Annotated in this window: 21 protein-coding genes; 10 read left to right on the forward strand and 11 right to left on the reverse strand. The window is 65.6% G+C overall.

Going from position 1 to position 24,677, the window contains the following annotated elements; genetic code table 11:
* Window positions 1-46: 46 nt before the first annotated feature.
* Genes AC50YA_RS04725 through AC50YA_RS04735 form a run of 3 tightly spaced genes read left to right on the forward strand, consistent with a single transcriptional unit; the run spans window position 47 to window position 2,542 of the window.
* Window positions 47-919 (forward strand): carbohydrate ABC transporter permease, encoded by an 873-nt coding sequence (locus AC50YA_RS04725; RefSeq protein WP_494981199.1) that lies wholly within the window; start codon window positions 47-49, stop codon window positions 917-919.
* Entirely contained in the window at window positions 916-1,800 is an 885-nt protein-coding gene (locus tag AC50YA_RS04730) for a carbohydrate ABC transporter permease (protein WP_494981200.1), read from the forward strand. Before AC50YA_RS04725 ends, AC50YA_RS04730 begins: the two co-directional genes overlap by 4 nt.
* Window positions 1,801-1,819: 19 nt before the next feature.
* Complete coding sequence (locus AC50YA_RS04735; protein WP_494981201.1) at window positions 1,820-2,542, forward strand: alpha/beta fold hydrolase; 723 nt, start codon at window positions 1,820-1,822, stop codon at window positions 2,540-2,542.
* Window positions 2,543-2,637: 95 nt separating this feature from the next.
* Here AC50YA_RS04735 and AC50YA_RS04740 read toward each other — a convergent pair whose 3' ends face one another.
* The 3 genes from AC50YA_RS04740 to hisD are packed head-to-tail and all read right to left on the reverse strand — an operon-like array spanning window position 2,638 to window position 5,491.
* The gene (locus tag AC50YA_RS04740; RefSeq protein WP_494981202.1) at window positions 2,638-3,402 is read right to left on the reverse strand and encodes an HpcH/HpaI aldolase family protein; all 765 of its coding nucleotides are present in this window, start codon (window positions 3,400-3,402) and stop codon (window positions 2,638-2,640) included.
* The gene (locus AC50YA_RS04745) at window positions 3,399-4,157 is read right to left on the reverse strand and encodes an SDR family NAD(P)-dependent oxidoreductase (RefSeq protein ID WP_494981203.1); all 759 of its coding nucleotides are present in this window, start codon (window positions 4,155-4,157) and stop codon (window positions 3,399-3,401) included. The genes AC50YA_RS04740 and AC50YA_RS04745 overlap by 4 nt, the downstream gene beginning before the upstream one ends.
* The gene (gene hisD, locus AC50YA_RS04750; protein ID WP_494981204.1) at window positions 4,154-5,491 is read right to left on the reverse strand and encodes a histidinol dehydrogenase; all 1,338 of its coding nucleotides are present in this window, start codon (window positions 5,489-5,491) and stop codon (window positions 4,154-4,156) included. Before hisD ends, AC50YA_RS04745 begins: the two co-directional genes overlap by 4 nt.
* A gap of 121 nt (window positions 5,492-5,612) precedes the next feature.
* On the opposite strand from hisD, the gene AC50YA_RS04755 reads away from it, so the two are divergent.
* The 5 genes from AC50YA_RS04755 (at window position 5,613) to AC50YA_RS04775 (ending at window position 12,328) form a co-directional block, all read left to right on the forward strand.
* Window positions 5,613-6,608 (forward strand): LacI family DNA-binding transcriptional regulator, encoded by a 996-nt coding sequence (locus tag AC50YA_RS04755; RefSeq protein WP_494981205.1) that lies wholly within the window; start codon window positions 5,613-5,615, stop codon window positions 6,606-6,608.
* A 109-nt stretch (window positions 6,609-6,717) separates the two neighbouring features.
* Complete coding sequence (locus AC50YA_RS04760; RefSeq protein WP_494981206.1) at window positions 6,718-7,698, forward strand: ester cyclase; 981 nt, start codon at window positions 6,718-6,720, stop codon at window positions 7,696-7,698.
* A gap of 41 nt (window positions 7,699-7,739) precedes the next feature.
* Window positions 7,740-8,915 carry a cupin domain-containing protein gene (locus AC50YA_RS04765; RefSeq protein WP_494981207.1) on the forward strand — a complete coding sequence of 392 codons (1,176 nt, stop codon included), beginning with the start codon at window positions 7,740-7,742 and terminating at the stop codon, window positions 8,913-8,915.
* Window positions 8,916-9,066: 151 nt separating this feature from the next.
* Window positions 9,067-11,319 (forward strand): 4-alpha-glucanotransferase, encoded by a 2,253-nt coding sequence (gene malQ, locus AC50YA_RS04770; protein WP_494981208.1) that lies wholly within the window; start codon window positions 9,067-9,069, stop codon window positions 11,317-11,319.
* An 82-nt stretch (window positions 11,320-11,401) separates the two neighbouring features.
* Window positions 11,402-12,328 (forward strand): SDR family oxidoreductase, encoded by a 927-nt coding sequence (locus AC50YA_RS04775; protein ID WP_494981209.1) that lies wholly within the window; start codon window positions 11,402-11,404, stop codon window positions 12,326-12,328.
* A gap of 27 nt (window positions 12,329-12,355) precedes the next feature.
* Here the strand turns inward: AC50YA_RS04775 and AC50YA_RS04780 are convergent, their stop codons facing one another.
* Window positions 12,356-15,343, reverse strand: coding sequence for an alpha-amylase family glycosyl hydrolase (locus AC50YA_RS04780; RefSeq protein WP_494981362.1), 2,988 nt, complete (start codon window positions 15,341-15,343; stop codon window positions 12,356-12,358).
* A 334-nt stretch (window positions 15,344-15,677) separates the two neighbouring features.
* On the opposite strand from AC50YA_RS04780, the gene AC50YA_RS04785 reads away from it, so the two are divergent.
* Window positions 15,678-16,505, forward strand: a complete 828-nt coding sequence (locus AC50YA_RS04785) for a putative protein N(5)-glutamine methyltransferase (protein WP_494981210.1) — start codon at window positions 15,678-15,680, stop codon at window positions 16,503-16,505.
* A gap of 25 nt (window positions 16,506-16,530) precedes the next feature.
* On the opposite strand, the gene AC50YA_RS04790 is transcribed toward AC50YA_RS04785, so the two are convergent.
* Window positions 16,531-18,300, reverse strand: coding sequence for an HNH endonuclease signature motif containing protein (locus tag AC50YA_RS04790; RefSeq protein WP_494981211.1), 1,770 nt, complete (start codon window positions 18,298-18,300; stop codon window positions 16,531-16,533).
* A gap of 275 nt (window positions 18,301-18,575) precedes the next feature.
* Between AC50YA_RS04790 and AC50YA_RS04795 the strand changes: the two genes are divergently transcribed.
* A complete protein-coding gene (locus AC50YA_RS04795) occupies window positions 18,576-19,157 on the forward strand; it encodes a DM13 domain-containing protein (protein ID WP_494981212.1) in 582 nt (193 codons plus the stop codon).
* 149 nt (window positions 19,158-19,306) lie between these two features.
* Here the strand turns inward: AC50YA_RS04795 and AC50YA_RS04800 are convergent, their stop codons facing one another.
* The 6 genes from AC50YA_RS04800 to AC50YA_RS04825 form a co-directional block, all read right to left on the reverse strand.
* Window positions 19,307-19,825: a hypothetical protein gene (locus tag AC50YA_RS04800; RefSeq protein ID WP_494981213.1), complete on the reverse strand. Its 519-nt coding sequence runs from the start codon at window positions 19,823-19,825 to the stop codon at window positions 19,307-19,309.
* 110 nt (window positions 19,826-19,935) lie between these two features.
* A complete protein-coding gene (locus AC50YA_RS04805) occupies window positions 19,936-20,202 on the reverse strand; it encodes a GlsB/YeaQ/YmgE family stress response membrane protein (RefSeq protein WP_058930334.1) in 267 nt (88 codons plus the stop codon).
* 144 nt (window positions 20,203-20,346) lie between these two features.
* Window positions 20,347-21,180 carry an aldo/keto reductase gene (locus tag AC50YA_RS04810; RefSeq protein WP_494981214.1) on the reverse strand — a complete coding sequence of 278 codons (834 nt, stop codon included), beginning with the start codon at window positions 21,178-21,180 and terminating at the stop codon, window positions 20,347-20,349.
* A gap of 28 nt (window positions 21,181-21,208) precedes the next feature.
* Entirely contained in the window at window positions 21,209-23,767 is a 2,559-nt protein-coding gene (locus tag AC50YA_RS04815) for a rhamnogalacturonan lyase (RefSeq protein WP_494981215.1), read from the reverse strand.
* Between the two features lie 185 nt (window positions 23,768-23,952).
* Window positions 23,953-24,180 (reverse strand): helix-turn-helix domain-containing protein, encoded by a 228-nt coding sequence (locus AC50YA_RS04820; protein WP_494981216.1) that lies wholly within the window; start codon window positions 24,178-24,180, stop codon window positions 23,953-23,955.
* Window positions 24,180-24,638, reverse strand: coding sequence for a DUF2975 domain-containing protein (locus AC50YA_RS04825; RefSeq protein ID WP_494981217.1), 459 nt, complete (start codon window positions 24,636-24,638; stop codon window positions 24,180-24,182). The genes AC50YA_RS04820 and AC50YA_RS04825 overlap by 1 nt, the downstream gene beginning before the upstream one ends.
* Between the last annotated feature and the right edge of the window lie 39 nt (window positions 24,639-24,677).

A 24,677-nucleotide genomic window follows, 5' to 3' on the forward strand; every position in this document is an offset into this window, starting at 1 on the left:
GGCCGCACACCGCGACATACTCGACACAATCGAGAGGAAATGAGCGATGCGAAGACGCGAGTTCTCGCTACTGATGGGCCCCAGCCTGCTCGTGATGCTGGGCCTGCTGGTGCTCCCGTTAATCCGTACCATTCAATGGAGCTTCCAAAAAGTGGAATACGGCTCCCCGGGGGACTTCATCGGGCTGTCCAACTACACCCAGGCACTGACCGACGCGCGCTTCGGCCGCGCGGTGCTGTTCACCCTGCTGCTGACGGTCATCGTGACCGCAACCATCCTGGTGCTGGGATACCTGATCGCGACGGGAATGAACGGCCTGGGCAAGCTCCGCCCGTACATTCTGGGTGCCATGCTCGTTGCCTACGTTCTGCCGAACGTTGTCGGCGCGGTTTCGTTCTCGTGGCTTTTTGACCAGAACTTCGGTGGCGCGGTGAATTACGTCATCCAGGCGCTGACGGGCCAGAACATCCTGTGGTTCACGGAAACGTGGCCCAACCGGATCATGGTGATGGCACACACGGTGTGGCACCTGCTGCCGTTCTCCATGCTCATGATTCTTGCTGGCCTGCAGGGCGTGCCCAAAGAGTTGCGCGAGGCGGCCACCATCGACGGCGCATCGCCAAGAAAGACGCACCTTTACGTCATCATCCCCACCATCCGGGGCATCCTGGGCTTCGTATGCCTGATCACGATCATGGATGTGCTGCGCACCTTTGACAACCTCATTCCACTCTCCCCGCAGGCGGACACCATCGGCAACGAGTCGATCATGCTCTACGTCTTTGACACGGCGTTCCGCGACGGGTCCGCGCAACTCGGCCTCGGCAGCGCGATCAACGTGCTCTCCACCCTCCTCATCCTGGTTTGCCTGTTCCCGTTCATCCGGGGACTCCTCAAGGAAGCGAAGGCCAAATCATGATCGCCGACACCATCAAGACCCCAGTCGGAAGCGTCATCAAATCGGCACCTACGGCACGACGACGGCCGGCCGCCAGCCGCATCTCTGCGGTCCTGCTCATCCTGACAGCCGTCATCATGCTGGCTCCGTTCATCTGGACCGCGCTGTCCGTCACCAAGCCGACCGACGTCGCATTCGCCAACCCACCCGTCCTCACCGGCTACACGCCAACGCTCAAGGCCTTCCAGGATCTGTGGGAAACAACCTATTTCGCCCAGTACCTCATCAACACGGTCGTGGTGGCCGTCATTTCGACCATCGTGGCGCTGGTCCTGGGCATCCCGGCGGCATATGCGCTGTCGCGTTTCCCGGGGTACGTTTCGGCGATCCTGCTGCTGCTGGCACTGATCTTCCGGTCCCTCCCGCGCTTCTCCGTCGTACTCCCCATGTACGAGATCAGCAGATCGCTTGGGATCTACGACACGACATTCGCGCTGGCGGCTGCCCTTGTCGCCATCAACCAGCCCTTCAGTATCTGGCTCCTCCGAAACTTCTTCGCGGAGATTCCGAAGGAGCTGGACGAGGCGGCAATGATTGATGGCTGCACCCGCCTGGGCACGCTGCGCAGGGTCATGATCCCGCTGATGAAGCCGGGGATTCTCACGGCCGGTATCTTTGTCTTCCTCTTCGCGTTCCAGGAGTACCTCACCGCGCTCGTACTGACTGACACGTCGTCGAAGACCGTGCCCGTCTTCATCACGACACAGCTCGGGCAAACCCTGCCCATGCTCCAACAGGCCGGGGCGGCGGCGATGCTGCTGACCCTGCCGGTCATCGCCATCTCCTTCGTCGCCCAGAAGTACCTGGTGGCCGGCCTGAGCGACGGCTCCGTCAAGGGCTAAGCGAGGGCTTAAGGAAGCGATGCAGTCATTAACCGCGCGTCCGCCGTCACCGACGGCGGACTTCCGCGTTCCCCTTGTCCTGCTCCCCGGCATGAACTGCACGGCCGACCTGTGGTCCGGATGCGGGCTCGAGGGGTCCATCATGCCCACCCTTGATGAACCGAGCGTGGATGAGCAGGTCCAGGCCCTGCTCGACACCCTGCCGGAGCGATTCGCACTGGCAGGGCTCTCCCTCGGCGCGATCGTTGGCATGGCGCTGTGCAGGCAGGCCCCGGAACGGGTGACGCGCCTCTGCCTGATCTCGACCAACGCAAAGGCCCCCACGGCGGTGCAGCGCCAAAGTTGGCGCGCGTGGCGGGACCGCCTGGACGACGGGGACACCGCGAGGGACCTCCAGCGCGGCATCCTTGACGCGCTCCTGAGCGGCCCGGCGCTGGAACGGGATCCTGGCCTGGCGGAACGGGTCCTGCGGATGGGCGATGACACCGGCACGGCACGGCTCGATGCCCAACTGCGCATGCAGGCCACCAGGGTCGATGAATCCGCTGCGCTCCCGGACCTGCGGATGCCCGTACTCGTCGTCTCGGGCACGGCCGACGCGATCTGCACGCCAACGTTCCATCAGGACATCGCAGCGGCTGTTCCGGGGGCGCGGCTGGCCTCCGTCGGGGCAGGCCATCTTTCACCCATGGAACGCCCTGAGGGGGTGGGCCGGCTCCTCAAGTCCTGGCTGAACGCCTAGCGACATCCACAGATCGTTGCAGCAGGGAACCAAAAGAACCGGCCACCGCGCCTCCGCCTGAAGCGGGACGGGGTGGCCGGTTCTTTCGTGGCTGGTCAGGGCGAGGGGAGTGGGCGGGGTTCCAGGAGCGCGGCAAACTGAGTCATCAGCGCCTGTGTGAGGTTGTACGCCACCATCTGTGCGCCATCGGCGTAGGCAGCGGCAGCAGCCTCCGCATCGCCCACGAGGTCCAGCCTCAGCGATCCGGCCGAGGCCAGCGCAGCGTTGACGCGCACCCGCGATTCCGGCACCGACAGGTCCCCGGGGCCGCTGGACGCGGCCAGGTCAGCGGCTCCGAGCATCAGGCCGTCGAGTCCATCGACGGCCACGATCTTGTCCACCGCGGATACCGCGAGCGGCGACTCAATCATGCCGATCACCAGGGTCTCCTCAGCCAGCCGCGCCTTGTGGTCCGGGCCGCTCACGGCTCCGTAAGACCCGGCACGCCCATAGGTCGCGAAGCCCCGGCGTCCGCGTGGGGGATAGTGCGCAGCGGCGAGGACGTCCCGCGCCTGCTCCGCGCTGTCCAGGTGCGGTACAACCACCCCTGCCGCACCGCTGTCCAGCGCCCGCAGGATCAGCGCGTCCTCGCCCTCCCCGACGCGCACCAGGACGTCCGCGCCGTGCATGGCCGCCGCAGCGATGTGCTGGCGCAGCGGCACGGCATCGGCCGGCCCGTGCTCACAGTCGATCAGGATGAAGTCGAACCCCGCCACGGCAAGCATCTCCACCAGCTCCTCCGAGGGCATACGGAGGAGCACGCCGCAGACGCGCTCGCCAGCGAGGATGCGCTTGCGCAGGGCACGCCGTTGGGTCCTCATGCGACCATCCCCGCAGAGAGGTCTACGTCGGCACCGCAGAGGCCGGGCATGCCGAGCATCGCGACCACCGCGGCGCCGACCTCTCCCTCGGTCACCATCCGGCCGAGGGCTGCGCGTGAGACAAAGATGTCCTGTGCCTGCTCGTAGCTGGCCCCGGTCCGTTCAGCTTCGAGGCGGAAGTTACGGTCCATCCGGGGCCCGTCCACTGGCCCCGGGGAGAGGGTATTGACGTTCACGCCTGCGGGTCCGACTTCGAAGGCCAGGGTTGAGCTGAGCCCGATCACGGCCATCTTGGAGGCGCAGTACGGTGTCCGGCGGATGAGGGGTCTTTTGCCGGACACTGAGGCGAGGTTGATGACGTCCCCGTTACCGCGGCTGATCATGGAAGGCAGGAAAGCCCGGCACATGAGGAACGTGCCGCGCACATTGACGTCGAACACCTCGTCCCACTCGTCCGGAGTGATATCGGTCAGCGGCGCGACAGGTCCGGCGATCCCGGCGTTGTTGACGAGGATGGACACCTCGGTCCCACGGAGGCTTTTTTCGAGCTGGTCGACCGAGGCGGGATCGGCCACATCGACGATGCGCCAGCTTGCGCCGTCTCCCAGCCCTGATGCGACTTCCTGGAGGGGCGTCTGTCGCCGACCTGCGACCACCACGTCGGCACCGGCGTCGTGAAGGGCCCGGGCAATGGCCGCGCCGAGGCCGGTGCCGCCGCCCGTGACGAGCGCCGTGCGGCCGGAGAGCGATGTCATCGAGTCGCTCCCGCGGGGGTGGTGCCCGAGAGGGCGCGGTCGATCCATTCGAACCTCTCACCGGCATGACGCCAGGCGCGCACATCGCCCGAGCGGGCATGTCCCTCGAAAAGTTCAACGCGTGCGGCCCGGCCCAGGATCCTGCCCAACTCGGCGGAAGACTCGGCATTCTCGATGGTTTGGTATGTCACGGTCTTGAGGTACTTTCCGACCCACAGGCCGCCCGTGTACCTCGCAGCTCCGAGGGTGGGGAGGACATGGTTGGTCCCGATGACCTTGTCGCCGTAGGAAACGCACGTGTTCTCGCCGAGGAAAAGGGCACCATAATTGTGCATCTTGGTCAGCGCCGCTGCGGGGTCCGCAGTGAAGACCTGCACGTGCTCTGCCGCGAACTGGTCCGCGACACTGTACGCCTCATCGAGGTCGTCGACGACGATGACCTGGCCCCAGTTCCGCCATGCAGGCTCGGCGAAGTCCTTCGTCGGCATGTCCGGCAGGATGCGTTCGATATGCTCGAGCGCCTCACGGGCCACCTTGTCGGAGGTTGTCACGAGGATCGCGGGTGAGTCCGGTCCGTGTTCGGCCTGGGAGAGGAGGTCGACGGCGACAACGAACGGGTCGGCGGCTGCGTCCGCGATGATGAGGATCTCGGTTGGCCCGGCAAAGAGGTCGATGCCGATCTCGCCGAAAAGCTGCCGCTTGGCCTCTGCGACGTAGGCGTTGCCGGGACCGGCGATCATGTCCACGCGGTTGATCGATTCAGTGCCGAGCGCCATCGAGGCGACAGCCTGGACACCGCCCAGCAGGTAGATCTCATCGGCACCCGCCAGCTTCATCGCGGCGATCGTCGCGGCCGGTATCTCACCGCGGATCGGCGGCGTGCAGGCCACGACCCGGGGGACTCCTGCGACCTTGGCGGTGATGATCGTCATGTGTGCCGAGGCGGTCAGGGGGTACTTGCCGCCGGGAATGTACGCGCCGGCGGCCTGCACCGGAATGTGCCGGTGGCCGAGGAAGACCCCCGGAAGGGTCTCGATCTCGACGTCCTGCATCGAGTCCCGCTGCGCCTGGGCAAAGGTGCGGACCTGGTTCTGGACGAAGACGATGTCATCGATGACCTGCTGGTCGAGGGTTCCCATGATCTCTTCGATCTGGGCGTCCGAGAGCCGGAACGAATCAGCGGTCTGCTTGTCGAAGAGTTCGGCGTACTTGCGGACGGCCGCGTCGCCGTCGGATCGGATTTCCGCGATGATCTGGCCGACGCGCTCGGCCACGTCCGCGTGGCTCGTGTCTGCGAAGGACTTGGACGGTGCTTGCTTCAGGTACTTAACCACAATTACTCCTCGTTGTTGCATACGTATGTCTATAATAGGAACGGGCCAACACTGAGGTCAATAGTCTGATTCGATAGAACCTTGCGGCGTCCGTGACGCCGAAGACCGTAGGGAGAACTAGATGACTGTCACCAGCCGTGATGTCGCGCAGCTCGCAGGCGTTTCACAGCCGACCGTGTCCCGCGCACTGCGGGACGATCCACGTGTCTCCGAAGCAACGAAAGTGCGTGTCCGCAAGGCTGCCGAGCGGCTGGGCTACGTCCCCAGCGACGCCGGGCGGGCCCTGTCCAGCGGGCGGACCCGGCGCATCGGCCTCCTGCTTACGGACCTTGAGAACCAGTTCTATCCGCATATCATTGCGCCCGCGTTCCACCAGCTGGAGTCGCGGGGCTATCAGCTCATGCTGCACACGGAGGCGGCGGATAACGACGTTGTCGCGGAGCGGCTCATTTCCAACGGGCTCGACGGCGTGCTCCTGGCGACCTCCACGATCGACTCCGTGGTGCCGCTCAGGCTGCGCGACCGCGGACTTCCCTTCGTGTATTTCAACCGGACATCCGCCGCCGTCCGGGCCGATTCGGCCGTGGTGGATCCCGCTCAGGGCATGGGCGAGGCCGCCCAAGTCCTCTTCGAGCGGGGCCACCGCCGGATAGCTGCAATCCTCGGTCCGGCCAACACGAGTACCGCCGTCAACCGCGAAATTGCACTGCGCGAGGCACTGGCCCAGCTTGGCATCTCGATCCCCGCGCATTATGTCCATCGAGGTCCGTTCGACACGGCCACCGGCCAGGCCGGCACGGAGCGATTCCTGAACATGCCCGAGCCGCCCACGGCCATCGTCTGCGGCAACGACGTGGTGGCGTTCGGTGCGCTCAATGCCGCACGCAGCGCGGGCGCAGACGTTCCCGGCGATGTATCGATCGTCGGGTTCGACGACCTTCCCTCCGCCTCCTGGCCCATCATCCGGCTGACCTCCATCGCCTACGATTTGGACGCCATGGTGCGGCGGGCCGTCGACCTGCTCGTCGAGCGGATCGAGAGCCCTGGCCGGCCTGTCGAGGAGTCCGCCTTCCAGTCCCGGTTGGTCATGCGTGACACGTTGGGGCGTATTCGCTGACCCGTCGCTGACGGAGAAGTTCAGCGAAAAGGGGTTGCCAGCACGTTGTGCATACGCATACACTCGCTGTTGTACCCACCTAACTGAGTTCCTGAAAGCGAGTGAAAGCGTGTCTCTCGACCCCGCTGCCTACAAGCCCTACAACGATCCTGACGACTTCATCCGGGAGGTCACCGACTACATCTGGGTTGAGCGCCAGATCGGCTTCATCCGCGACAACTACGAGCCCGACTCCATCGTTCATGGCTCCTACGGCACGTCCCTCACGCGCCAGGAAGTCATCGAAGGATGCCTAATGCGCATCTCGAAGGCACCGGACCACATCGGCCAGGCCGGCGACGTGATCTGGGAGGCCCGCGGCGACGACGCCTTCCTCAGCTCCCACCTCGTTCTCTCCGGCGAGGCCGGTTTCAAGGTGGTTGGCCGCACCATCGCGAACTGCCTGTACCGCCGGGGCCGGATGGTCGAGGAATGGGTGGTCCGCGATGAACTCGCCCATGCACTGGCCCAGGGCCTCGATCCCGATGAGCTTGCGCGGACAAAGGCGTTCCGGGGCTACACCGGATCGTTCACCGAATCCGCACCGGCAGACGTCATCGCCGTAGGCGATTCCGGTCCCCGGCCGGACGACTACCGCAGCGACGTCGAGAATGTCCTGGCCATGATCCAGCAGGTGTGGAACGACCGTGACCTCAAGAAGGTCGATGAATTCTTCGTCCGGGACCTGACACTCCACACGGTCGGCAACGACCTCATCATCCGCCCCGAAGGCTACCGCCGGCAGCTGCTGCGGTTCCTGGACGCCTTCCCCGGCGGCCAGTTCGAGGTCCGCGACATCCAGACCCACAACCACCCGCGTTATGGCGGCCTTCGGATCGCCGTGACATGGAAGTTCACGGGCGACTACATCGGCCAGGCCCGCTACGGCGCCGTCACCGGCAAACCGGTGGACGTCCTGGGCATCTCGCAATTCCTCGTCCAGGACGGCCGGATCGTCAACGAAGTCAAACTGTGGGACGACATCGCCATCCGGGCGCAGATCAACGCCACCCGCGGCGACGGCCCAGAGCCGGGCGCCAACATCTACTGACCCCCGATCTACCGATCGACATCCCCGAAGGAGGGATCATCATGACCAGCACCATTGATTCAGAGCAGAACATCGACAGCGGTGAGATCCAGCGAAGGACTATCCGTCGCACAGATTGGGTCGCATGCAACGCGGCGTTCATCGACTGCCGGACCCCGGGATCGGACAAGAAGGAGAACTACGCCTTCGTCGGCCCCGGCGTGTCCCAGAACCCCAACCAGTACGTCAACCTGACCGAGCCGCACGGCTTCAACACAGGCGCGGCCGGGATGCCCAATGGCATCAGCAACAACCTGCACCTGCACTTCACCGCCGAAGTGTTCATCAACCTCGGCGGGGAGTTCCGTCTCCGCTGGGGTGCAGATGGCAAGCAAGGAGAGTACGTCGCCAAGGACGGCGACATCATCTCCGTCCCAACGTGGATCTTCCGTGGCTTCACTAACGAGGGGCCCGACGAGGGGCTTCTTTACACAGTCCTCGGCAGGGACGATACCGGTGGCATCATCTGGGGGCCGTCCGTCCTCCGGGAGGCCGAGTCCTACGGGCTGCACCTCACCGCAGACAACCGCCTCATCGACACGGTTGCCGGCGACGAACTCCCCGAGGACGTCGCGCTCATCAAACCAATGCAACAGCACTTCATCGATGAGCTCACCAGCTACACACCCGAGCAGATGCGTTCCCGCGTCATCCAGCCCGGTGACCGCACCTATAGCCGGCACGCACTCCTATGCAACGCGCTGCCGGGCGGCGGCGCGGAACTGAGCACCGTGATCGGCTACGGCATGTCCGAGGACCGCCGTCAGGTCCCGCCGATCCACGAGCCGCACAGCTTCAACCTTGCCTGGTTGCGGGCACAACAGGGCGAAGGCGTGCTTCAGCACCGCCACGACCGGCCGCAGGTGGTACTCGTCAAATCCGGACGCTGGGCCATCACCCTCAACGCGGACGCAGGCACCACACTGGAACTCGGCCCCTCCGATTCATTCTCCGTTCCGGCCAACAGCTGGCGGGAATTCCGATGCCTTGAAGGAAGCGACACCGCCCCGGCCCCCCGCACCGGTGAGCTCCTGGTGATCAACCCGGGCGATGACCGCGTACGCCTTGACTGGGCACCCGACGTGGCAGCCGCAGCCCACGACGCCGGCTGGGTCATCGACCCCAACGGCTACCTCGCACCCACAGCCGTCATGGAAGGCGCCGCAGAGGACGACTGACGCAGTATCGGCCAAGGGCGGCCGCGGTGACTACAGCGGCCGCCCACGCCTCGCCGTTCGTCCTGCAATAATCGGAACCAACAGATTGCGCGGGGGCAGTGTGCTCCCGTGTGGCAGGTAAGTTCGGGTCACACAGACGAGGCGGACATTCATGAAGGCTCCAGACCAGCAGTACGCTCAGTTCTCCGGAGCGCCGGTTCCTCCTGGCGACGGTGATGCGGCCGGTCATGAGCCCGTGGACCGCCATCTTCTCCAGCGGTTGGCGGACGCCCACGGCGTTGGCACGTCGTTCCACGGCTGGGATGGGCTTCCGCACAGCGTCGCGGCGGAGACTCTGATCAAGGTCCTGGCGGCGCTGGGCGTCCCGGCACACACGAATCAGGTGATCGAAAGTGCCCTGGCCGAGGCGGAACTGGCGCCGTGGCGGCGGATGCTGCCGCCCGCCGTCGTGATTCAACAGGGCGAACCCGCGCTGGTTCCCGTCCACGTCCGGGACGGTTCCACAGCCCGCCTGACAGTTGTGCTCGAGGCCGGCGCAGGTATGCCTGTGGACGCCGTCCAGCAGGACGTCTGGGTGCCGCCCCAGGATGTGGATGGCGTGCCCACCGGCCGGGCCACCTTCGCCGTGCCGGAGGGGTTACCGCTGGGCTGGCACACACTGCGGGCAGAGTCCGACGGCGTCACAGCCGAGGGCGCGCTGGTGGTGGTTCCGGCGCGGCTCACCACCGCCGATTCCTTGGTGGAGCGTCGGGGGTGGGGCCTGGCCACGCAGCTCTATTCCGTGCGGTCCAAACGGTCCTGGGGGATCGGCGACTTCGCCGACCTCGCGGACCTCGCCACGATAAGCGGCGCCCGTGGCGCAGACTATGTCCTGGTCAATCCGCTGCACGCCGCGGAACCTGTCCCGCCGGTCCAGCCCTCGCCGTACTCGCCGTCCACACGGCGCTTCTTCAACCCGCTGTACATCCGGGTGGAGGCCATCCCGGAAATCGCCTACCTGAAGCCGCGTAAGCGCGCAACTGTGGACAGGCTGCAGGAGCAGGTCCAGGTCCTGAACAAGGACGGCGAACGGCTGGACCGCAACGCCGTGTACGCCGCCAAGCTCCAGGCCCTGGAACTGCTGTATCACGCCCGGCGCTCGCCGGCACGGCAGGCAGCGTTCGACGAATTCTGCCGGATCTCCGGTGCCGGGTTGGATGACTTCGCCCTGTGGTCTGCCATCCGGGAAGACCTGGCACCGGACCATCCGCTGTGGACCGATCCGGACTGCGCGTTGGGATCCGCTGAAGCGGAGTCGCTGCGCCGGAAGCTTGCGGACAGGATTGGGTTCCACCGCTGGCTGCAGTGGATCTGTGACGAACAGCTTGAGAATGCGCAGCAGGCGGCGCGCCGGGCAGGGATGCGGCTGGGTGTGGTGCACGATCTTGCCGTGGGCGTTGACCTGAGCAGCGCCGATGCCTGGACCCTCCACGATGTCCTGGCGCCCGGGATCAGCGTGGGGGCGCCGCCGGACATGTATAACCAGCTGGGCCAGGACTGGAACCAGCCGCCGTGGCATCCGGCCCGCCTGGCGGAGGTCGGCTACGCGCCGTTCCGCAACATGCTCTCCACGGTGCTCCGGCACGCCGGTGGCATCCGGGTGGACCACGTACTGGGCCTGTTCCGCCTCTGGTGGGTGCCGGCCGGCAACTCCCCGCGCGACGGCGCCTACGTCACGTACGATCACGAAGCACTGATCGGCATCCTGGCGCTGGAGGCACAGCGCGCCGGCGCCGTGGTGATCGGCGAGGACCTGGGAACCTTCGAGCCGTGGGTGCGTGACTACCTCGCTGCCCGCGGCATCCTGGGCACGTCCATCCTTTGGTTCGAGAACGACGGCGATTCCCCGCTGCCGCCGGAGCGGTACCGGACGCAGGCCCTCGCCAGCGTCAACACCCACGACCTGCCGCCCACCGCCGGCTACCTGGCGGGCGACCATGTGGCCCTCCGCAGCAGGCTGGGCCTGCTGGAACGCTCCGAGGCCGAAGAGCGGGCGGAGCACACGGCCACGCTGGAAAAGATGATGGGGCTGCTGCGGGAACGCGGGTTGCTGCCTGAGGACGGCGCCGGCGTTGGCGGCCCTGGTCCCGACGGCGACGGCGGCCCCGGCAGCGAGGAGCGCACCATAGAGGCGCTGCACCGCCTGCTGGCCCAGACGCCGTCGGTCCTTCTCGGGGTGGCACTGGTGGATGCGGTGGGGGAGCGGCGGGTGCAGAACCAGCCCGGCACCACCGAGGCGCTGTACCCGAACTGGCAGGTCCCTCTCGGCGGTCCGGACGGAAAGCCGGTGTTCATCGATGACCTTCCTGCCAACCCGCGGTTCAACGCTTTGCTGGGTGCATTGTCGGAGGCGCTGGGGGAATAATGCTGGTGGGCCGCAGCGCGTCGGGGTGACAATGTGAACAGGCAGCCGGACGTGGTGTGCGTGCCTTCAAGGAGGATCCCAAATGACCGACGGGCCCGTTCTCGTAGTGGGAGGCACCGGCATGCTGGGCAGCCAGGTTGCCACGGAGCTCCTCAAACGCGGTAAGCAAGTGCGCGCTCTGGTGCGGCCAGGCTCGGCTGCCTCCGTGCTCGAAGCTGCCGGGGTGGAGATCGCGCGCGGCGACATGATGGATCCCTGGTCGTTGCTGCGCGCGATGGAGGGCGTCGACGCCGTGATCACCTCGGCGGCGGGCTATACCAGGCACCGCAAGGGTGACACCCCCAAGACTGACACGGTGGGCAACATCAACCTCGTGGAGGCGGCCAGCCGCTCGGGCGTCCGGCGGTTTGTCCTCACCAGCATCCTCACCTGCGACCAGACCCCGCAGGTTCCGCACTTCTGGCATAAGAAGCTGACCGAAGACCGACTGGAGGAACTCGGTGTCCCGTTCGTGGCGCTTCGGCCGGGCGCGTTCCTGGACCAGGTCACCCGGTTCGGTGGCGACCCGTTCAGAAAAGGGCGGCTCAGCTGGATCGGATCACCGCGGATCCCGTTGACCTTTGTGCTCACCTCCGACCTTGCCGGCTATCTTGCGGAGGCGGTTGACCTTCCGGGCCTGGAAGGCCGGCGCATCGACATCGGCTGGGACCGGCCAGTGGGCATGCAGGACGTCGCGGACACCGCGGGGCGGCTCACCGGCCGGCCCCTTCGCGTCCGGTCCGTCCCCACCGGTATTGTGCGGGCCGCGGGGACACTGCTGGCGCCCGTCAACCCCATGGCCAAGGATCTGGCTGCCATGATCGCGTGGTTCCAGACAGGCCGGTACGTCGCGGACACCACTCTTCAGCGGCAGTTCTTTGGCGAGCCGCCCACTGCCGAGCTGGCCATCCGTCGGTTCGTCACGGGCCTGGGGCAAACGGTACGCACCCAGGCCCGCGACAAGCCCTAGCCCGTGACATTGGTAGCCCGGCGAGCCCTAGCCCGTCGTGAGCAGGTGGGTGGCGTGGTCGTACCGGAAGGTGACCGCCCCGCCGTCGTGCGTGTGGGAGATGTTGGCCCCGTTGGCCACGCCGTCAGCCCCATAGTTCACGTCCCAGCTGCGGTTCAGCGCCGCCTTGAACTCGTACGTGCCGGCCCGCAGGTCCGGCACGGACAGCTTCCACACCAGCGTTGCCGGGTCCAGCGTCAACTGGGCCTGGTGGCAGGTGGGCTCCCAGTCGGCGGCGCACCCGAGTTCGTTGTCCAGGCTTCCCGCGATGGCAACAGCACCCGGCTGTTGTGAGGCGTACCCGGCGCTGAGGACGTGCGTGCCGTTGTCGTAGCGGAACGTGACGGCCCCGCCGGGGTGGTCCAACACGATGTCGCTGCCGTCAAGGACTCCGCCGGCACCATAGTTCACATCCCAGTTGCCGTTGAGCGCTGCCTTGTGCGTGTACCGCCCGGCGGGCAGGTCTACCGTGAGCCGCCAGATGTTGTCCGCCGGGTCCAGGGTCATGAACGCCGCTGGGCAGGCTTCGTCCCAATCTTTCGGACAGCCCATCTCCGCGTTGAACGACCCGGCAACGGTCACCGAATCCGGCTGCGGTGCGTCGCCAACGGTTACAGTCCGCGGCTCGCTGACCACGCTGAAGCCTGGTCCGGTCATCGTGGCGCGGTACTGCACCTTCGTGCCGTCCGCGAGACCCACGGATGCCAGGTCATCGGTGACCGAGTACACCGGTGAGGAGTCATCGGATCCTGCGGCCGTCCATTCGCCGCCGGCCACGCTGCGCTCGAAGGACACAACGTGGCTGGACTTTTCCGGATCGGCTGTTGCGCTGAGTTCAACGGCCCCCTTCACGCTGCTTCCTTCGAGCGGCTTCTGCATAGTCAGGGCCGGCGCCGGAACTGCGGTTGCCCGGGACTGGCTGGTGGCTCTGTGGCCCCCGTTGTCCAGCGCTGTGGCGCGGTATTCGAGAACGGTGCCTGCATCCAAGGCAGCGACATCGTGGAACACCTGGTACGGCGCAGTGTCGTCGGTGCCGATCGGCGCCCAGCCACCGCCTGCCGTCCTGGCCTCAAAGGTGACCTCGTAGAACGAAGCACCGCCGACGTCGGCCGTCACGTTGATCCGGCCGTTATCCGCCGGTGCCGCGGCAGGTTCCTGAAGCGCGACGGCGGGAGCCGCCTTGGAGTGCGGAATGCGGCCCGATGACTGGTAGACCACGGCCGACAGCGGCGGGACGGTGACCGTCAGCTTTCCGTCCGCTGCGGTCTTCACTTCATCCGCGCCCGCGCCGTAAATCCGTGTGTAGCCGCGCTTGCCGATATAGGTGGGCACGTCAGCCGTCTGCTGCTGTTCGCTGTTGTTCAGGGCTACGACATACTCACGCTGGTCCTCCGCGTCAGTGCGGGAGAAGGCGTAGATCCCGGGCCCGTCGGAGGCGTAGCGGTGCTGGTGGGCGCCGTCGCGCAGGGCCGGGTGTTCCTTGGTCAGGGCGGCGAGCTGGCTGATCTTGGAGTACAGCGGGTGGCCGGCGTTGAAGTTGTCGGTGGCGTGCGTGGCATCGGTGCCCAGCAGGTCGTCGTCGAGGTACTCCGGCACCTGGCTGGCGAAGAGCGTCTGCCGCGCGTCCTGGTCGCCGCCGGGCCCGGTGAAGCCCTGCTCGTCGCCGTAATAGACCACCGGGTTGCCGCGAGAGAAGTACATCAGCTCGTGCGCCAGCTGGTCCCGGGCCACCTGCTCCGTGTCGGCCGACCCCGGGTTGTCGGCCGCGATGAAGCTGCCGATGCGGCCCATGTCGTGGTTGCCCAGGAAAGTGGGCAGTTGGTAGACGTTGGAATCGGCGTCGGTGTACCAGTCGTCGCCAGCGAAGAAGGTCTCCAGCGAGCGGGTGTCCTGGCTCTTGGAGGCGAAGTTCCGGGCGGCCTCCTGGAAGGGGAAGTCCAGCACGGCCTGCATCTGGTTGCGGGTGGTGAACTGCGAGGTGAAGGACTTGGACGTGTCGAAGACTTCGCCGAACATAAAGAACTCGTCCTTGCCCTGTGCCTTGGCGTAGCTGAGCACCTCCGGGCCGAAGTCCTGCCAGAACTCGTTGTTGACGTGCTTCATGGTGTCTATCCGGAAGCCGTCCACCCCGAAATCGCCGATCCAGGTCTTGTAGATCTGCGCCATGCCGTCCACCACTTTGGGGTTCTCGGTGAAGAGGTCATCCAGGCCGAAGAAGTCGCCGTAGTACGAGTCCTCGCCGGTAAAGGTGGTGTCGCCGCGGTTGTGGTACAGCGTGGGATCGTTCAGCCAGGCGGGAACCTTCAGGTTTTGTTCTGACGGGTCCAGAACGGGAACGTAGGGGAAGGACGCCTTGACATCAAGCTCCGGGAAAGCCTCCGTCCCTGCGAAGTCGCGGTCGTCGAACTCGTCGCCGGCAGCCGACTTGTACGGCTCGGCGTCCTTGGAAACGTAGGTCTTGCGGGCGCCCTCTTCGTAGCCGATCACGTCCGCGGTGTGGTTGGTGATGATGTCGAAGTACACCTTCATGCCGCGCGAGTGGGCTTCATCGATGAGGGCCGTCAAGTCGTCGTTGGAGCCCAGATGGGGGTCGATCTGGGTGAAATCGGTGATCCAGTAGCCGTGATAGCCGGCCGACTTGTCCTCGGGCTGCACCGCCTTGTTCTTGAAGCTGGGGGTGAGCCAGACGGACGTGGTCCCCAGGCCCTGGATGTAGTCGATCTTGTCCAGCAGCCCCACCAGGTCGCCGCCGTTGTAGAAGCCCTTTTTCGTGGGGTCGTAGCCGGACACCATAGGGTCGGCGCCTAGCCCGCCGTCGTCGTTGGCTGCGTTTCCGTTGCTGAAGCGGTCGGCCATCACAAAGTAGAAATTCTCGTCCGTCACCGGGGCGCGGAGTGAGTGAAGGGCCGACGATGACCCCGGGTCCTTCGGGCCCGGCGCCGCGTGCGCAGGGAGGACGGAAGTCGACACGAGCATGGCTGTGCTGAGCAGTCCCAGCCATGATGTCGTCGGGTAGTTGAGGCGTTGGATGGAGCCTCTGCGGGTGCGTGTGTTCACGTCAGGAGACCTTCCTGGTAGCGGCGATGCTGTACAGGGTGCTGGGGAGATGTGAGTGTGGGCGTCAGTTGGCGGTCAGATGTGCGGTTCGCGCGGCAATCACGGAACGATCGCCATGTGAACCACCGCACACTGTAAGCGCTTGCACTGAATAAATCCAGTCTTTTTAGACATGCCGCCGGAGGCTACCTTCGCGTACATTCAGAGGCGGGCGACGGTGCTCGGAGCCCATCAGTTCGGGGAAGGTGTACCCATGTCAGCCACTGAAATTCATGTTGAGTCCCTTTTGGGGATCGCTGAGCGGCTTCGCTCGGCCGGGTGCGTCTTTGCGGAGGAGGAAGCCCGGCTTCTCCTGACCGCAGTGTCCGGCCCGGCCCAGATCGCTTCGGCGGTGGAGAAGCGCGTTGCCGGGTATCCGCTGGAGCACATCCTCGGCTGGGCAGAGTTCTGCGGACTCCGGATCGAGCTCGATGTCGGGGTTTTTGTCCCGCGCCGCCGCACCGGGCTCTTGGTGAAGGAGGCCGTAGCACTGCTCTTGGCGGACCCGATGCGCGAGCGCCAGGATGGCTCGGAGCCCGCCGTCGTTGTGGACCTTTGTTGCGGGTCCGGTGCTGTGGGTGCTGCCATCGCCTCCCGGATTGCGGGGCTGGAGCTCCATGCGGCGGACATTGACCCGGCCGCGGTGGCTTGCGCCCGCCGGAACATTGACCGTGTGGGTGGTGAAGTCCACCAGGGTGACCTGTTCGAGGCACTGCCGGCGGCCATCAAGGGACGGGTCCTTGTGCTGGCTGTCAACGCCCCCTATGTACCCACCGGCGCTATTGTTTCCATGCCGCACGAGGCACGTGAGCACGAACCGTTGTGGTCGCTCGACGGCGGCCCTGACGGACTCGAATTCCACCGCCGCATTGCCGCCGAGGCCAAGGAATGGCTGCGGCCCGGCGGGAATCTCATCATCGAAACCAGCGAGCGGCAGGCCGCAGGGACGGCCTGGATCCTGGCGAGGGCGGGCTTCGTGGTCAGGACTGTCCGCTCGGAAGGACTGGACGGCACCGTTGTAGTCGGACGGTCCCGACTTTAGGAGAGCTGCCCATTTCGCGCTGCTCTCACCTATTCGCGCAGGGCGGTGGTGGTGGTGGTGGTTTGAAGTAGTGGTTTTGTTGGGGTTTTTGGGTGGGGTCGATGTGGCGTGGGGGTGTGTACCAGGGGACGCCGTTGCGGGTGTGGATGGTCCATTGTTCTTTGAGGATGAGGTGGTGGTGATGGGAGCAGAGCAGGGCTCCGTTGCCAACGTTGGTGGGGCCGTGGTGTGACCAGTAGGTGATGTGGTGGGCTTCGCACCAGGGCGCTGGGATGGTGCAGTTGGGGAAGGTGCAGCCTTGGTCGCGGGCGGTCAGGGCGAGGCGTTGGGCGGGGGTGAAGAGCCGGGTTTTGCGGCCGAGGTCCAGGATTTCGCCGCTGGTGCCGAGCAGGACGGGGATGATGTCGGCGTCGCAGGCGAGTTTGCGGAGGGTGGTTGCCGCGACGGGCCCGGTGAACGTGAAGCTGCCCGTGCCCGTGGTTGTGCTTGCGCCAATGCCGGCGTCCGTGTCTAAGCCATTGGCTGTGGTCTGGTGGGGGAGGAGGTCGTGGTAGCTGATGGTGGCGAGGATTTGGGGGCGGTTCCCGCCGGTAGTGGGCAGCAGGTTGGTGCTCAGGGCGGCTTTGAGGGCGCCGACGATGCCGTCGAGTTGTTTCTGGGAGCGGGTGCGCCGGTCCAGGTCGAGGTCGTTGTCCTGCCAGACGTTGTTGCCCTGCCCGGTGTCGGGAGTTCCGGTCCCGGACCCGGCTTCCGCGCCCGTGGCGGTGGTCCCCGTCGTGGTCCCCGTGCCGGTTTCTGTGCCCGTGGTGGTGCGGGGGTTGGTGGCGGCGTTCATGACGGTGGCGAGGTGTTCGAATTGGTCGGTGGTGGCGAAGATTTCCAGGTGGTGGAGGCCGTGGCGGGGTTTGCGGATGAAGGCGCCTTGGGTGTGGCGGAGTGCTTCTTCGGTGGGTTCGGTGCCGTCGGTGTCGAGGGTGTCGGCCCAGCGGCGGGCGACGCGGGCGAGGAAGTCGGGGTCCGCGGTGGCGGCGGTGTGGATGAGGTCGTGTTCGATCCGGTCCAGGTTCTCCGGGGTGGTGTGGTGGCTGAGGCGGTCCAGGGTGGCGCTGATGATGGTCCCGGCCCGGGAGGAGACCACGGGCCCGGACCCTGCCACGGCCTGAACCGGGGTTATGGCGTCTGCGTCGGCGCTGGTGTCTGCCGTGCTCGGTGTGGGGGAGAGGGCTGCGGCGAGGTGTTCCCTGAGTGGGGGAACGGGGTCTCCGGTGAGCGTGGTGGCGGGCAGGATGGTGTGGGCGCGGCGGTGGGCTTCGCTGCGCCCGATCCGCAGCCGGAGGCGCAGGAATTCGGCGGTGTTCTTGCAGCCGTCATCGGCCGGTGACCCCACAGTTGATGCCCGAACGGACGGCACGGACTGTGCTGCCTGCCCACAGCGATCGAAGCCGGTGCGGGAGGGCCAGGCGGCATCGGTTTCGTGGATGGTTTCGACGCTGTTGTCCCAGCCGGTGATCCATGGCCGGGTGGTGCGGGTTGTTGCCGCGGCAGTGATGGCCTGGGTGCGAGTGCGGTCCACGGCGCCCGCGGCGAGGATCTGGAGGTAGTCCACGGTCCGGGAGAGGTCCTCAACGAGGCCGGCGAAGTCGGCGGCTTCGACGTAGCCGGCCATCGCCAGCGTCCCGGGAGCGGACGCGGCAGCAGCGTTCGCCGAGGCCATCGCCGCAGCCATGCCGGCGTCTGCCGTCAGAACGGCAGTAACACCGCTGTTCCCCGCAAACTGATCCCCGAAAGCTTCCATAGGAATACTCTGCCAACGGGGTACGACATTTAAGCCGCCGTCGAATAGTGCAGCATTGAAAGCGCCGCCGACACGCGAACCGGCAGGCGTCAGAATGGCGGTAGTGCCGCCGTCGCCGTCGTTCCCCGCAAGCTGATCCCCGAAAGCCTCCATAGGAATACTCTGCCAAGGGGGTACGACATTTAGGCCCGTGCTGCGGCCGTCGCCGCAAAGGCCGCGGACCCGGTTACGGCGGGTCCGTTGCACCGGTCATCGGATACGCGGACGATGAGTCCATGAGCGGAAAGCAAAGTCCAAACCGGCGCCGGACCTGGATCATCGCTGCGGCGGCCTTTGCAGCGGTAGGACTGGTGGTCGGGCTTCTGCTGTTCAAGCCCTGGCTCCTTTTTGTGGACGTGAAGGTGGATGAACAGCTCCCCATCGTGGCCAGCGGTCCCGCGCAAGGACAACCGGTCACGCCCACACCCCTTGCGCCGAGTCCGACGCCGGCACCCATACCTGCGGGTCCGGTGCAGCTCGCAGTGGGTACTCTGATCAGCCATGAACATGCGACCACGGGAACTGTCCGGATCGTCCAGCAGCCTGACGGGGCCAGGCTCGTCACGCTCGAAAACCTGGATACGTCCAATGGTCCGGATGTGCACGTCTGGCTAAGTGCCGCGCACGTGATGGAAGGGACGGCCGGGTGGTTCACCGCCGGCTCCGCTGATTACTACGACCTCGGCCTGATCAAGGGAAACCAGGGCAATCAGGTTTACCAGATTCCCGCCGACGTTGATCTGTCCAAGTACCCGTCAGTAGACCTGTGGTGCGTTCAGTTCAGCGTGTCGTTCGGTGCCGCCGAGCTGGTCAGCTGAGCCGGCATGTGGCCATGGCGTGAGACGCTGCTGGCCGCCGCGTCCCCCAAGGAGCGCGGCGGCCAGCAACGACCATTTTTAGCACAATTTTAACGTGGCTTCCGTGTCACACGACGAATCCCGCGTAACGTCCCGGCAACGATCCCGGATCATTCCCGTCGGGGATCAATGTTCGTTGCTGCGCCGGCAGCAGTGGCGCCGCCTTCGCCGGACCAGTCCTGGCCCGGGGTGTCATTAAGGGCGGGGTCCGATTCAACGTCCGATGTCCCCAGGTTCACCGTTTCCGGGTGCGTGCTGTGGGCGGGAACGTGGTCCCCAAGCGCAGCAGTACCGGCCGCAGCAGGACCAGCTGCAGCGGTGCCGGAGGCACCCACCGAAGCGCCGGCGTCGGACGTTTTGGACTTGCTGTTGCCCGATGCGGCGTCGTGGTGGACGGCCGAGCTGATGACAGTGCCCGCCCGGCGCGCGGCCTCACCCAGCTGTTCCGCCACATCGGGAGCCTTCTCCTTGATGGCCTCAGTGGCGGCACTGACCTTGTCCTGGACCGGCTTGCTGTCCCAGATGCTCGCCGCCCTGGCCTTGAGCTTGTCATACGCTGCCCGGCCGGACCGAGATCCAAGGACGTAACCTGCCGCGATGCCAATACCCAAAAGAAGTTTAGATTTCATAGTGAACTCCTGCTCTCTGAGAAGGTGTCAGTCCCCGATCCGCTTGGCCGGGGAAAGAAAACCGGCCCCGGACTTGTTGTCCCGGGGCCGGTTCTATGCCGGTGACGAAGCTAGCTGCGGACGCTCCGCTTCGTGACCATGCTGTAAACCAGCAGCACGATAATCGAGCCGGCGATCGCGAGCAGCCAGGTCTGCAGCGAGAAGAACTCCTGCAGCGGCGCATTGAAAAGCAGTCCGCCGAGCCAGCCGCCGAGGAATGCCCCGACAACGCCCAGAATGAGGGTGATGATCCAGCCGCCACCCTGCTTGCCTGGAAGGATCGCCTTAGCGATCGCACCGGCAATAAGGCCAAGAATCAAAAATGCAAAGAAACCCATTTTGTCGTTCCTTCTTCCTACATCAGGGAGGTCCCCGGATCCCGGGTACGCTTCATCCCTCTGCCCTAATACTAATCATGCTTAGTTTATTTTCGCCACTCCGAATCCCCATGGAAAGTCTGACCGGGACCCTCCCGGCACCTCTTAATGCCCTGTTGCGTCCGAATCGTTGCCAGCGCCGGGCCCATCGTCCAGGATGGCAAGTTCCGCGAGATCCTGCCGATCCAGGGCGAAGTCGAAGATGTCCAGGTTTTCCTGCATCCGCTCGGGATTTCCCGATTTAGGAATGACGACAAGTCCCTTCTCAATATGCCAGCGCAGCACGAGTTGAGCCGGGGTCTTGTCGTATTTTTCGCCCAGCTGCCCAAGGAGGGGAGCGGTCAGCAGGCTGGCCCCTGACCCGCCCAGAGGGCTGTACGATTCGGTGACAATTCCGTGCCCGGCATTGAACTCCCGTTCCGCCTCGCGGGTAATCGCCGGGCTCAGCTGGATCTGGTTCACTGCCGGCACAACGTCCGTTTCGGCCAGCAACCGTTCCAGGTGTGCCGGCTTGAAGTTGGAGACGCCGATGGACCGCACTTTGCCCTCCGCCTGCAGCCGCTCGAACGTTTTCCACGTCGAGACGAAATCATCACGCGCAGGGAGCGGCCAGTGGATCAGCAGCAGGTCCACGTAGTCCAGCCCCAGGCGGGCCAGTGACCCTTCCAGCCCCGCCACGGCGCGGTCCTCGCCTTGGAACTGGCCGTCCAGCTTGGTGGTGACGAAGATTTCGCTTCGGTCCACCCCGCCAGCGCGGATGCCGTTCCCTACGCCTTCCTCATTGCCGTATTTCACTGCCGTGTCGATGTGCCGGTACCCGGCTTCCAGGGCATGTACGACGGCGGCAGCCACCTGTTCGTCGTCCAGCGGCCAGGTGCCGAGCCCCAGCTGCGGGATGCTGTGGCCGTCATTGAGCGTGATGAGCGGTGAGAGTGTCATTTCAACAGTCTGCCGTGGTTTCGCCGTCCTAGCCTTCGAATGCCCGGAGAATATTTCCGGCCTGGTGGTGGAGTACTGTCCGTGCCGCGTCCGATACCTGATCGGGCTTCTTTTGCTGGCCCAGGAACTTCACGAAGCGCTGGATGGCCTGCGCCGCCTGGGAGGAATCGCCGTCGTCCACTGCCTTTGCCGCCTGCTGCGCACTCGCTGCCAGCTGCTTGGCCACCGGGCCCGCGACGTCGCCGGACTCAACCAGGTCCTCCAAAGTTTGCTGGAGGGCCTTCACGCTGCCCGGGAGCCAGGCCGCGCGGAGGGGCACATTCCCGAAGTCCATGTCTGAGGCCAGATAGAAGTCCGTGTAGGACGGCTGGTTGTAGGTGGTGTTCTGCCGGGCCACCTCCGCCCGGTACTGCGGGTCGTGCATGAGTGTGTAGAGCTTGTGGTTGGTCACTTCGGTGCTCATGTACATGCGGAGCGCCGAGCTGTCGGCCGTCCGGACCAGCATTTCCTCGCGCCAGTCACCCACTACGTCTGCAACCAGGCTCGGTGTGCCTTTGGTGCCGTTGTTGGTCCGGGTGTCCGTGGCCGTGAGCAGCCTGCCGTGCTTCCAGTCGTCAATGGTGGGGGTCTGGTCGCCGGAGCCGTTGATGATCTGGGTTGTCATGTCGGCAGCCCATTTGATGCTCATGTTCGTGCCCGGCGTGGTGGTGGCGGAAAGCTTGTCACCGTCAGCCGACTGCATGCCAATTGCCCAGTTCTCGATGCCAGGCACGGCCGGATCCACGTCGCCGATCATGCCGCGGCCCGTGTCCTTCCCGGAGTAGGCGCCAAACAGCACCTCGCCGGTGGCGGCGTCGCGCATGGCGTAGCCGTACGGGGCGTAGGTGCCGCCTTCATGCACCGTGAAGATCTTCTTGCCGGGGTGGGCCGGATCGATGTCCGTGACGTGCATGGCGTCGCCGTGACCCAGCCGGGCCTCCTCTCCCGGGGTGGCGCTGGCGGGCGGCATGGTGTCGGACGAGCTGTACAGCAGCGAGCCGTCGTCGTCGATGGTGGCCGAGCCGTACACAATTTCCTGCTTGCCGTCACCGTCCACGTCGGAGGCGCTGAGGGAGTGGAAGCCCTGCGTGGTGAGCGTGCCGAACCCGGGGTCCGTGCCGTCCCGGCCGTGCGGGCTGTCGTTGAAGGGGTTGGTCATGGGCGTCCAGCCGGAGTCCACGTTCCAGACCGGGGAAAGGTTGGCGCCGTCCCAGGTGTAGGCGGCAAGTGTGCTGCGGGTGTAATAGCCCCGGGCGAAAATGGCGGCCGGCTTCTTGCCGTTCAAATACGCGACGCCGGCCAGGAACCTGTCCACGCGGTTGCCGGGTTCGATCCGGGCCATGGCGTAGTCGCCCCACATCAGGCCGTCGTCGTGCCTGCCGGGCTCATACGCTATCGTCTTCAGTTCCTTGCCCGTGGCGCCCTCAAAGACGGTGAGGTATTCCGGGCCGGAAACGATGAAGCCCTCAAAGGCCCGCAGGGTGTTCCGGGCGCTCCGGGCCGGCGCGTAGACATCCATGAAGTAGTCCGTCACCGCTTCGGCATCTGTCCGGGACAGCGGGTACTGGTACTGCGGGGCGATGCCGAACGCTTCTTCCAGGGTGGCGGGCCAGTTGCCGGTCTTCACCTCAGGGTGGTCGCTCCAGCCCATGAACGTGTCCACCATGTGCTGGTAGTAGTCGGCGGCGCTCATCCGGTAGTCGTCGGAGTTGGCGTACCCGGCGTCGAGGTCCTTCCGCAGCAGCGAGATGAAGGACTCTGCGGCCACGGATCCGTCCGGATTGTAGGAGATGGTCTTGGTTCCCGGGGCTGTCTTGAACATCATTTCCGAGCGTCCGTCGCCGTCGAAGTCGTTCACCAGCATCTGGGTGTAGTGGGCGCCGGACCGGATGTTGACGCCCAGGTCGATCCGGTGGAGCAGCGTGCCGTCGGCTTTGTAGGTGTCCACGTAGGTGTTCCCCGTATAGCCCACCTGGGAGACGTCCTTGGAATTATTGGGATCCCACTTGACCACAAACTCGTACTGGCCATCGCCGTCGACGTCTCCGACCGAAGCATCGTTGGCCGAGTAGGTGTACGCCTGGCCGGCGGGCGTCACGCCGTCGGCCGGCTTCTTCAGCGGGATGTCCTTGAAGTTGCCGCCCCAGGAGGTGGCGGTGGCGCTCCGGTCGATTTCAACGCCGCCGACGACGGCACGCACGTCATATGCCGACCGCGCGGTTCCGCCGGCGTCAAGGTAGTTCGTGCTGTCCGTGACCGTTACCAGCTTCTGGCCGTCGCGGTACACGTTGAAGTCGGTGCCGGTGAGGCCCGTGGCGGACGAGCCGGTTGCTTCATGGCCCAGGAGACGCCAGCTGAGGAAGACGCCCTCGGATGTGCCGGCAGCAACCAGCCCGCGGTCCAGATAGTCCAGCTGTACGCCTGCCGTAGCAGGCTTCGTGGAAGGCTCGACGGCGGCTGCCGGGGTGGTCAGACACCCCACGGTCAGGGCAAGGCCCGCAGCTGTGGCCACCGAAAAGCGGCGCGCGGATTTCCTGCTCGGATTCATCAGTGAATCCTTTCAATTTTGGATTGGGAAAACGCTTCCCCAGTAACTTAGTGGTGGTGTGGGCCACAAATCAAGCCTTGCGCCCGGCGGGAATCCCGAGTATTTAGAACGTTGTAAATGCCACGGCTGAGCAGATTCCGGGATGGCGTGTTCGGGGTGGTTGACGGCCTCGGGTCTGCCCCCAGTCAGGCCGTCGCGTCGTCCTCTTCCGCAGGCTCCCAGCGGAGCAGGTCCCCGGGCTGGCAGTCGAGGACATCGCACAGCGCCTCAAGCGTGGTGAAGCGCACGGCCTTGGCGCGGCCGTTCTTGAGGACTGCAAGGTTGGCCGTGGTGATTCCGATCCGGTCCGCCAGTTCACCCACGGGCATTTTGCGCCTGGCCAGCATCACATCGATGTCAACAACGATCGGCATCAGATCACCTCGCCCAGCTCGGCGCGCAGGTGGTTCGCCTCGGCGTCGCGGGCCACCGCCTGGGCCAGTAGCGCCCGGAGTACCAGAACGATCAGGGCCACTCCCGCAATCAGCAGGGACACCCCGCAGATCAGCAGCACAACGCCGGGAGCCGCGTCACCCGGCGCGAGCATCACGGCAAGCGCGAACACCAATACTGCCGCCGCCGCGACGGCCCAGAAGATGACGTCCACGTACCGGAAGGCGGCGTGGGAGAGTACTGTTCCGTGCCGCACCATCGTCAGCAGGCGACAAACGCACACCAGGGTGACCTGTACGGCGGCAATGCCCAGCACCACAATCACGAGGGCCAGAATGCGCACGCCCGCGTCCGTGCCCGACTCCTCCAGGTCGGTGGACAGCAGCGGCACCATCCAGACCTGGACAAACAATGAGCCGGCGAGTGCAAGCGCCAGCACGGCGCGCAGGGCGAGGGTGGAGCAGCTTTCCCATTGGGT

This window comes from Pseudarthrobacter sp. RHLT3-21 (assembly GCF_059383495.1).

Excerpts from the sequence above, each read along its gene's own strand:
- AC50YA_RS04725 (WP_494981199.1), top strand. The coding sequence starts at position 47 with ATGCGAAGACGCGAGTTCTCGCTACTGATGGGCCCCAGCCTGCTCGTG.
- AC50YA_RS04730 (WP_494981200.1), top strand. The coding sequence starts at position 916 with ATGATCGCCGACACCATCAAGACCCCAGTCGGAAGCGTCATCAAATCG.
- AC50YA_RS04735 (WP_494981201.1), top strand. The coding sequence starts at position 1,820 with ATGCAGTCATTAACCGCGCGTCCGCCGTCACCGACGGCGGACTTCCGC.
- AC50YA_RS04740 (WP_494981202.1), bottom strand. The coding sequence starts at position 3,402 with ATGAGGACCCAACGGCGTGCCCTGCGCAAGCGCATCCTCGCTGGCGAG.
- AC50YA_RS04745 (WP_494981203.1), bottom strand. The coding sequence starts at position 4,157 with ATGACATCGCTCTCCGGCCGCACGGCGCTCGTCACGGGCGGCGGCACC.
- AC50YA_RS04755 (WP_494981205.1), top strand. The coding sequence starts at position 5,613 with ATGACTGTCACCAGCCGTGATGTCGCGCAGCTCGCAGGCGTTTCACAG.
- AC50YA_RS04765 (WP_494981207.1), top strand. The coding sequence starts at position 7,740 with ATGACCAGCACCATTGATTCAGAGCAGAACATCGACAGCGGTGAGATC.
- malQ (WP_494981208.1), top strand. The coding sequence starts at position 9,067 with ATGAAGGCTCCAGACCAGCAGTACGCTCAGTTCTCCGGAGCGCCGGTT.
- AC50YA_RS04775 (WP_494981209.1), top strand. The coding sequence starts at position 11,402 with ATGACCGACGGGCCCGTTCTCGTAGTGGGAGGCACCGGCATGCTGGGC.
- AC50YA_RS04780 (WP_494981362.1), bottom strand. The coding sequence starts at position 15,343 with ATGCTCGTGTCGACTTCCGTCCTCCCTGCGCACGCGGCGCCGGGCCCG.
- AC50YA_RS04785 (WP_494981210.1), top strand. The coding sequence starts at position 15,678 with ATGTCAGCCACTGAAATTCATGTTGAGTCCCTTTTGGGGATCGCTGAG.
- AC50YA_RS04790 (WP_494981211.1), bottom strand. The coding sequence starts at position 18,300 with ATGGAAGCTTTCGGGGATCAGTTTGCGGGGAACAGCGGTGTTACTGCC.
- AC50YA_RS04795 (WP_494981212.1), top strand. The coding sequence starts at position 18,576 with ATGAGCGGAAAGCAAAGTCCAAACCGGCGCCGGACCTGGATCATCGCT.
- AC50YA_RS04800 (WP_494981213.1), bottom strand. The coding sequence starts at position 19,825 with ATGAAATCTAAACTTCTTTTGGGTATTGGCATCGCGGCAGGTTACGTC.
- AC50YA_RS04805 (WP_058930334.1), bottom strand. The coding sequence starts at position 20,202 with ATGGGTTTCTTTGCATTTTTGATTCTTGGCCTTATTGCCGGTGCGATC.
- AC50YA_RS04810 (WP_494981214.1), bottom strand. The coding sequence starts at position 21,180 with ATGACACTCTCACCGCTCATCACGCTCAATGACGGCCACAGCATCCCG.
- AC50YA_RS04815 (WP_494981215.1), bottom strand. The coding sequence starts at position 23,767 with ATGAATCCGAGCAGGAAATCCGCGCGCCGCTTTTCGGTGGCCACAGCT.
- AC50YA_RS04820 (WP_494981216.1), bottom strand. The coding sequence starts at position 24,180 with ATGCCGATCGTTGTTGACATCGATGTGATGCTGGCCAGGCGCAAAATG.